At 33.6% G+C, this 7,507-nt stretch carries 10 protein-coding genes; all 10 read right to left on the bottom strand.

Annotated features, from left to right (window positions below):
• Window positions 1–490: 490 nt before the first annotated feature.
• Window positions 491–1,183 (bottom strand): hypothetical protein, encoded by a 693-nt coding sequence (locus ABUA47_RS21495; protein WP_035449902.1) that lies wholly within the window; start codon window positions 1,181–1,183, stop codon window positions 491–493.
• 109 nt (window positions 1,184–1,292) lie between these two features.
• Window positions 1,293–2,675 (bottom strand): toll/interleukin-1 receptor domain-containing protein, encoded by a 1,383-nt coding sequence (locus tag ABUA47_RS21490; protein WP_051642943.1) that lies wholly within the window; start codon window positions 2,673–2,675, stop codon window positions 1,293–1,295.
• A 317-nt stretch (window positions 2,676–2,992) separates the two neighbouring features.
• Complete coding sequence (locus tag ABUA47_RS21485) at window positions 2,993–3,352, bottom strand: hypothetical protein (RefSeq protein WP_035449904.1); 360 nt, start codon at window positions 3,350–3,352, stop codon at window positions 2,993–2,995.
• A 39-nt stretch (window positions 3,353–3,391) separates the two neighbouring features.
• The gene (locus ABUA47_RS21480) at window positions 3,392–4,333 is read right to left on the bottom strand and encodes a DUF5712 family protein (RefSeq protein WP_035449905.1); all 942 of its coding nucleotides are present in this window, start codon (window positions 4,331–4,333) and stop codon (window positions 3,392–3,394) included.
• A gap of 4 nt (window positions 4,334–4,337) precedes the next feature.
• Window positions 4,338–4,922: a BfmA/BtgA family mobilization protein gene (locus ABUA47_RS21475; protein ID WP_035449906.1), complete on the bottom strand. Its 585-nt coding sequence runs from the start codon at window positions 4,920–4,922 to the stop codon at window positions 4,338–4,340.
• Between the two features lie 263 nt (window positions 4,923–5,185).
• Window positions 5,186–5,527: a helix-turn-helix domain-containing protein gene (locus ABUA47_RS21470; protein ID WP_035449908.1), complete on the bottom strand. Its 342-nt coding sequence runs from the start codon at window positions 5,525–5,527 to the stop codon at window positions 5,186–5,188.
• A gap of 163 nt (window positions 5,528–5,690) precedes the next feature.
• A complete protein-coding gene (locus ABUA47_RS21465) occupies window positions 5,691–6,143 on the bottom strand; it encodes a hypothetical protein (RefSeq protein WP_229126661.1) in 453 nt (150 codons plus the stop codon).
• The gene (locus ABUA47_RS21460; RefSeq protein WP_035450060.1) at window positions 6,100–6,327 is read right to left on the bottom strand and encodes a hypothetical protein; all 228 of its coding nucleotides are present in this window, start codon (window positions 6,325–6,327) and stop codon (window positions 6,100–6,102) included. Before ABUA47_RS21460 ends, ABUA47_RS21465 begins: the two co-directional genes overlap by 44 nt.
• A gap of 91 nt (window positions 6,328–6,418) precedes the next feature.
• A complete protein-coding gene (locus tag ABUA47_RS21455) occupies window positions 6,419–6,943 on the bottom strand; it encodes a DinB family protein (protein ID WP_035449909.1) in 525 nt (174 codons plus the stop codon).
• A gap of 52 nt (window positions 6,944–6,995) precedes the next feature.
• Window positions 6,996–7,507 (bottom strand): TetR/AcrR family transcriptional regulator (locus ABUA47_RS21450; RefSeq protein WP_349832027.1); only part of this gene is annotated, 512 nt, incomplete at its 5' end.

The raw sequence follows: 7,507 nt of genomic DNA, 5'->3' as shown, positions 1-7,507 counted from the left end.
GATACTATTAGGTTCATAGTGACAGTCGCTATTGTTGTATATAAAAGTTTAATACCTGTAGTTTGCCGAATGCTTACCAACCAACATATTTTTTTCCTTTTTTTCTCTGATAAACATCTCCTATATGGAAAGAATAAATAAGGCAACACTTTTTGGAAATTTACTCTTTTAAGGAACGAAAAAGGAAGAAATTTTCAAAAACCGCTTACGGCTCGGTGTTGCCGTTTTATTCTTGGAATATACCTTTGTGTTCAGAGAAAGAAAGAATTAATTAAGATTATTCCATTGAAAAATAAGATATTAGATTATCGACTGTTATGGTATAGTTTTTGTCACCTATTGAATTAAAGCCTAATTTTTCAACAAAAACATTACTTTTTGAAGAAGTACATGAACACTTGATAGTCCAATGATAAAGTCGCTCTTTTCGAAACACTTTGTCCTCAAGTTTATACTAACAAAATCCAAATTATATGTTGATGGCAGGAGGTTATATTTCATCTAATTCTTTTCTCATTAATTCTATAATTTCATCTTTAATTTCTTTTATTACTAATGCTGAAATTTCAATTTCCCTTTGACTTTTTTTCATCCCATATTGGTCATTAGACATCATTTGCTTTGGTAAATCATTCATCATTTTAATTGCTTGCTCCATATTCTTGTCGTATGCAAGTTCTAATAAATCCAACTTTTGTATTATTCTATCACTTGCTATTAAGCGGATTGTATTTGTCTCTTGCTTAATTTTTATTAGACTTTCATTTGCTTCAAATGTCAATCTTTGGATTTTCTTTGACATTACAGATGTAGCATTATTTTCGCCTTTCTTATCATTCCTGCTGGAAGAATTCAAAAAATTTCTATTAAATTCATCTAAAATAGGCAACAGCTTTTCTTGAGTACTTTTGTTTGCTTCATTGGTAAATTGGTCTAATAATTTGAAAAATAATATATATTGTTCTTTTTTACTCTCATATTGATATCTCCGTTTAGATATTTCCAATTGAAAGTCTTTTTTTATTCTTTCCGTTTCCTCTATTAATTTCTTGTTCTCGCTTTTTAGAACTTCCATTTTTGCTTTTTCAGTCGTATACGTTTTAATATACAGGATAAGCAATCCTAGAAATGCGAAAATCATATAAATTAAATATGGCTCTAAAAATTTCAAGTCAATATTCATTTTTTTCTTTTTATATACTACTATTGTGTTTTCTTGTTACTAATATCTAAACTATTAAGAATAAATAAATTAAGCTTGACATTGAATCAGTAATTAACAGGTGCTTTTTTTATTTTTGTCCTTTCTCAAATTCTTCAAATGTTGAGTAGTTTTTATGTTCTTTTCCTTTGATTTTTGCAAGTTTTGTTCCATCTATTCTCATTTGAATGTAACTTGCCAATTCATCAAATTTGTTGATATGTAGATTATACAAAGTTCTCGTAGGTGCAATTTTGTAACGTTTCTTTAATTGACTTGCAAATACAGCATATTTTACCTGACCTTTTCCGACTTCGTATTCTTTATACTCATTATAGCGGCTAATTAGGTGTCCAATATAATTTGCTTTGACTGTATCTGAACCAATGCAACCATCAGGATATTTTTGAACTACTTTTTTCCTCGTTTGGTTAATAACAATTTTATTATTATTTCCAATAACTGCATTATCAACAGTATTATTGAAGTTAATTTTTATTTCTTTGGATTGGCAATCAATCCCTGTGCCTTTTAATAGTGCTGACTTAATTGAAGTAATATTTTTACGCCAGTTTTTTTTATCTGAAAAATCTAAATAATTCAATCGCCTAACCAAATTATCTATTGGTTCTGAGAAACTCTGTCCTTTTGATAAAATAATAGGAATTATTCTCTTGTTTTCAGCAATCCCCATAAACTGTGAAACCTCAAAATTTACCCAAGGTGATTTTATCGAATTTTCGGAAATAACAAGCAATAAATAATCCATTTCTTTTAATGACTCAGAAATTGTTTTTTGAATATCATCTCCTGCTAGTATTTCATTTTCATCAATCCAAAACTTTAATGAATTGTCTTTGGAAAGTTCTTCTTTCAATTTATGAACAAATGGCTTGTCTTTACTTGAGTGGCTTATAAATACTTTTGCTTGAGGTAATTTTCGACTTATGGTTTCTTTCAATATATTATTTACCTTATCAATTGGGATAATATTTTTGCTAAGAAAAACTTCAGAAAGTTTGTTTGCCAATCGCTTTGTATCTTTAGTTTCAATACTTTTATCTATGGCATTTTTAAGCTTTCTCGGAAATTCATTAAACGTATTACACTCAAAACCTGCAAAAAATGTTGGTTCATATTTATCTTGCTTTGATTTAAAAATATTAAAGAAGATGAATGTAGGTTCTGTACCAATAGGAATCCCGAAAGATTTGAATTCATTTCTCATCTTTCTCCATTCTTCATCTGGAATAACTCTATCTTCATATATAAGAGGGGTGAATATATGAAAATTATGTCCACTAAAAGATGAAATTTGCGTCTTATTGTTCTGAAAGTATTCTACAAATTCAGAATCCATAGAGGAAAAGAATGCCATCATGAATTTTGATTCTTCAGGTTTCAACTGATTTTCATTAATAACATTCACAACTTCGTCAATCCATTGTTCTGTTGGTTGCTGTATATGAAACATATTTATTTATCTATTTTTATTATCAATCTTTACTTTTCATAAGTGAGTTACTGATAACTCTTAAACTGTACTCTTTATCAAAAGTGTACAATGAACAAAAGTAATAATCAAAAAAATGATGAGTACTTTATCGTTTACAAATTTAGCAAATATTTGTGATACAGCTAGATTTATGGCTGAAAAACATATCTTCATGTCCACCCAAAACTCAAAATATCAATCAACAGCATGTTTTTCTTTTTTTTCAATGACAAACATCTCATATATGGAGAAAATAAATAGGCAACACTTGTACTTAGAAAAAGAAAGGATTACATTCATTCTATTGAAAAATAAGATTTTAGATTATCAACTGTCATAAAATAGTTTTCACCATCTATTGAATTAAAACCTAACTTCTTGGCAAAAGCACCGCTTTTGTCGTTAGCATACTCAATTCCGATGTACCTGAATCCATACTTTAAGGCTACCCCTGTCAAGAACTGGAGAAAGTGCGTACCATGCCCTATCCGCTCCTTGCTAAAACCTAATCGGGCAATGACAAGGCAATCAGGTGGGAACAGGCTTTCAAACTTTCTGATACGCAAATACATCTCTATACGGCTGTTTCTTCGGGTGGTGATAACATTGTCTATCGTTAAGTATACAAGCGATTTACGATACTTGAAACGCTCCATCAGGTCGGTCTATATTGGCTCTTAGTTCCTCATATTCAATCATCGTCTAATCCCTTTCTTCTTTTTCTTTTTACGTTTCTGTGACTGTAATTCCTCTGCCGATGTTGCATCGTAATTATTGCTATCTCTTAATGAGAAGATAGACAGTAAAGAATTTCCAGTTTTGCTATTTACCTGATTAAAAGATTGTTCATTGTTTTGCTTGTTATCAAGATTACAAGAAATATTGTTTTCTTTTTCACTGGGTTGGAATGTTTCTTTTTTCTTTTCGCCAGTAAAATATTGTTTTGGCTCTTTCAATTCTTGCTCCTGCATTTTCAGTTTATCGTCAATGCTTCCGTTCTTCATCGTGTTGGAATACTCAAACGATTCGGATAATTGGCGGTTGTAGCCAAACAGCTTATCAAAGCCCTGTTCCGCTTGTTGGAACAGGTTCACACGGTCAAAACCACCTTTTATTACTCCGTTCTTGGTGTTCTTGTGGTTGGTAAGCGGTGATAGCTTCTTTTTATTAGCTTGGTCTTTTCGGCTCACAATCAAATGACAGTGCATATTCAGTTCGTTGTCGGAACGGCTACGGTCAAAATGTATCTTTCCGTAAAACTTTATATCCGCTTCGGATAGTCCTTTGTTGAAGTTCTTGGCATATTCAGGAATAAACACTTCCCGGATATACCGTTTCATGGCTTCGGCTTGTTCCTGTTCTGTATTACCCATCGCTTGAAGTTCCTTTTCCGACGGGCTGACATGAATAGCGTAAAACTTAGCATCCGTTTTCAATAGTTGCCCGGTATTAGTATCTATATCTTTTATAACTTTTGATTTATAGATGTTATCCTCTATCAGATTGAAAAAGCCATCGGTATAGATTCCTTTCTCCATCCGTTCCAAGTCTTCATGCTCCATATATGAAGCTAATTGCCGACAACTACCCGTATTATTATATGTTCCTGCCGATGGCGGGGCAAAATCTATGTGCATGGTTCTATGTATTTATCAAATTGACGATTTCCGTCTTTAAGTTTTCTTTCCGTTTGCCGTCCATCACGCCACAAGTTGATAACTCCGAATAGAGTTGTATCAGTTGGAGCAATTTCTTATAATCCCGTTGGTGTATCTGATACAGGGCGGTGAGTTGTTTCCCCTGCTGGTTGATTACATCGGCGTGCTTGCCGAACTGTTCACTTACCTTTTGCAGTACGGCTGTTTGCCTTTCTTGACTGGCTGCCAGTTGTGAAAGGATAAGGTTTTCTAATTCCTTGCCGATAGCATCGAAGCGAACGGCAATAGAATTGGCGGTTCGTACCATTGGATTCAGTTGTTCTTCCTCGTAGTGACGGATGAAACGAATTATATCGTCCTGTCGTTTGTTTATCTTCGCCAGTTCCGATTTTACGGATTCCGGTGCTTCCGAGGGGTTGATACACGCTTTATCAATATAGCTAAATGCCAGCCTGACTATTTCCCCTTTTTTCAGCGAATAGCGTTTGCAGAGCTTGTCTATCAACTTACCCGTTTGTCGGTCTATCCCGATGGTGGTAAGAGTAGATATATTATTAGTCTTATCCATGATTATAACTTTTTTATAAGGAAAACGAGATTCATTTAGTTGATTATAAGCGAAATACATTTCTGTCTTATAATCACTATTATAAATGGTTACGAACGTAACCTATTAAAGCCGAAGGCTTTGCCCCGCAGGGCAAGAGGGAAGAACAGGACTTGTCCAGTTCCCTCTTGCTTCATTTAACGAAACGAGCCGAGCTACAGAGCGAGGCGATTTCTGCTAAATGGGGAATGGTAACATTCCATCAGGCGGTAACATTACCCACCTTATTTTGCTTCGGTTTGCTTATCAAGTTGATTTTCCTTTTTAAATCGCTCATAGGTCTTGCTATCAGCATTTTCTTGAACAAATGCCCGAATGTCGGCTGAACGATAATAGGTCTTATGACTTATCGTAAAGTAAGGAAGTTTGCCACTTACTCGATACCGTTGCAAGGTTCGGAAAGATACTTTTAGTAGAAACGCTAAATCCTGATTATCTAATAGTTTGTCGTTCTCACCCATTACCTTGTCAGTATTGATAAGTGATTTCAGGTCTTGCCCAACTTCGGTGAGCTTCTTTGATAACCTTTCCATCCACTTGTCGAAATTTTCATTATCTACATACATTTTGCTTCAATTTTAAGTTTAACATTATTGTTCTCAACCGATTGATGAAGCAAAGGACGGCAGAATAAAGAACTAAAAATAGAGGAGTCCGGTATTGACCCCTCTATATCACAAACACAAATAGCTATTTATCAATCTATTGCAAAATTATCTTTTTTCATCTTTATTTTTTTAGTGCTTCCGCTTGCCGTTGCTTGTATTCTTTAGTAAGGACTGTTTTTAAAGCATCCAGTGTTTTAGTGAGGTTACATGGCTTGCGTTTGAAAAGTTCGCTTTGACGGTCATAGATACCGTTAAAACTAAATCCGAAAGCCTGTTCAAAGACTTCCGAAAAAGCGATGATAGTTGGATTCTTGCCTATGTTGTCGGTGATGCCACCCAACAGCATCAGGGCTGAAAGAATTTCGGTCATACCCATGATTCCGAGATTAGGAAACTTAGGTATGACCGATAAAGAAGATTCAAATGTCAATGGAGTTACCAAAGGAAACGATTCGGGATGTGTGATTTTGAAATTTAGCAGTTCCAGTTCTGCGTTAATAATCGCCTGTGTTTTTTGTAAGAACCGCTTTTTAAGCGCATTTTTCCCCCTGCCCGTAAAGAGGTGCTGTTTCAAGTGAAGCTATCTCAATACGGGTAGCTGTAAGAATACGGTAAATAGTGGAGTAATCATTCCCATCCCCCACTATTCTTATTTGTTCGACAAATTCGCCATAAGCATCTTGCATTTTTTCGTTAGTTACTTCTTGCGAGGATTCAGACAATAGTCTTAAAAACCTCATACCTAATAATTCATTCATACGCATAAATTTTAATGTAAATATTAATTGTCAGATTAAATAATCTGTTTTATGCAGAATGATTTAGCTATATTGAGCTTATCTTAGAACTCTATTTTTCTAGCCATACTATTGGATAGTTTAAAGCTACTTTGATAGCTTCCATCTCAGCACTATGCCACATTTCATGTTTGAAACACCATGATAAAGCTTCATATTTATTATTAGCTACTGGATGTTTGAATGGGATAGGTTCTAATTGTTCAATTAATATATCATCATTTAATTGCGTTAAATTATCTATGCATATTTCGTGAATAGCATCGAACTGCTCTTTTAGCTTATATGCTGAAATCAAGTTCTTTTCTACTGACCTATGCAAAGTACCCATACCATTGAATATCTTCACATAATCAACAATAGGTATTAGTTCAGCGATTTTAGGATTTCTTCCAGTGATACATGTGATAGCGTGGAAGTTTTGACTAATCATCAAGTGTCCAATTTGCCAAGCAAAGTTTGAATCTGTGCTTTCAGGAATTGTGTACCATAAATCTTGTGGAATTTCGGAAATCAAACGATTTACAAAATTCCTCGATTCAATAATCTGTTCTCTTAAAAAATCAATCTTTCTCATCTTTATGAATTTATATACTTATTAGTAAGTAAGTTTTTTGGATAAAAAAATATTAGATATTTAATAGTCCTTCCTGTATAGACTTATATACATCATTTTTTAATACTTTATTCATTTGTAAAGAAGACAGTAACGCAGAATGAACTATGAAAGCCTTTGTTCTTGGTGTTTCCGTAAATGAAAAAATATTAGTTTTTAGTCCATTGTCTAATAATGCTGTTAGCCATTTTAGGATTGTATTTACCAATCCCTTCAATTCTTTCTGCATGTTTTCAGGTAAAGTGTCATAAGATGGAGAAAGTGAACCAACTATACAAAGCCAGTGATTACCAATAAAACTATCGTGCATATGAATGTAATTGGAAAACTGCAATTTGTAATCTAAGCCTTCCCATGTTTTAGTTAGTTCGTTGAAAGCATTAAGATTCCTCTTTATTATCTCCACTCCTAAATCTGACTTTGAAGGGAAATAATAATGGATAGCTGCATTCTTTATATTCAACGCTTTAGATATGTCAGCGTAGCTAAAAGAATTGTAGCCAACAGAACGAATCAATTCACTCC

The organism is Bacteroides sp. RTP31139st1_H2_RTP31139_211217, from assembly GCF_040227615.1.
GTDB classification, from domain to species: domain Bacteria; phylum Bacteroidota; class Bacteroidia; order Bacteroidales; family Bacteroidaceae; genus Bacteroides; species Bacteroides uniformis.
Note: the sequence above shows the minus strand (reverse complement) of the source record. Positions and strands in the feature narration are given on the sequence as shown.

What these genes read in the sequence shown, in the direction of transcription:
- ABUA47_RS21475 (WP_035449906.1), bottom strand. Translation starts at nt 4,922, where the DNA reads ATGGATAAGACTAATAATATATCTACTCTTACCACCATCGGGATAGAC.
- ABUA47_RS21480 (WP_035449905.1), bottom strand. Translation starts at nt 4,333, where the DNA reads ATGCACATAGATTTTGCCCCGCCATCGGCAGGAACATATAATAATACG.
- ABUA47_RS21495 (WP_035449902.1), bottom strand. Translation starts at nt 1,183, where the DNA reads ATGAATATTGACTTGAAATTTTTAGAGCCATATTTAATTTATATGATT.
- ABUA47_RS21460 (WP_035450060.1), bottom strand. Translation starts at nt 6,327, where the DNA reads ATGAATGAATTATTAGGTATGAGGTTTTTAAGACTATTGTCTGAATCC.
- ABUA47_RS21485 (WP_035449904.1), bottom strand. Translation starts at nt 3,352, where the DNA reads ATGGAGCGTTTCAAGTATCGTAAATCGCTTGTATACTTAACGATAGAC.
- ABUA47_RS21490 (WP_051642943.1), bottom strand. Translation starts at nt 2,675, where the DNA reads ATGTTTCATATACAGCAACCAACAGAACAATGGATTGACGAAGTTGTG.
- ABUA47_RS21455 (WP_035449909.1), bottom strand. Translation starts at nt 6,943, where the DNA reads ATGAGAAAGATTGATTTTTTAAGAGAACAGATTATTGAATCGAGGAAT.
- ABUA47_RS21470 (WP_035449908.1), bottom strand. Translation starts at nt 5,527, where the DNA reads ATGTATGTAGATAATGAAAATTTCGACAAGTGGATGGAAAGGTTATCA.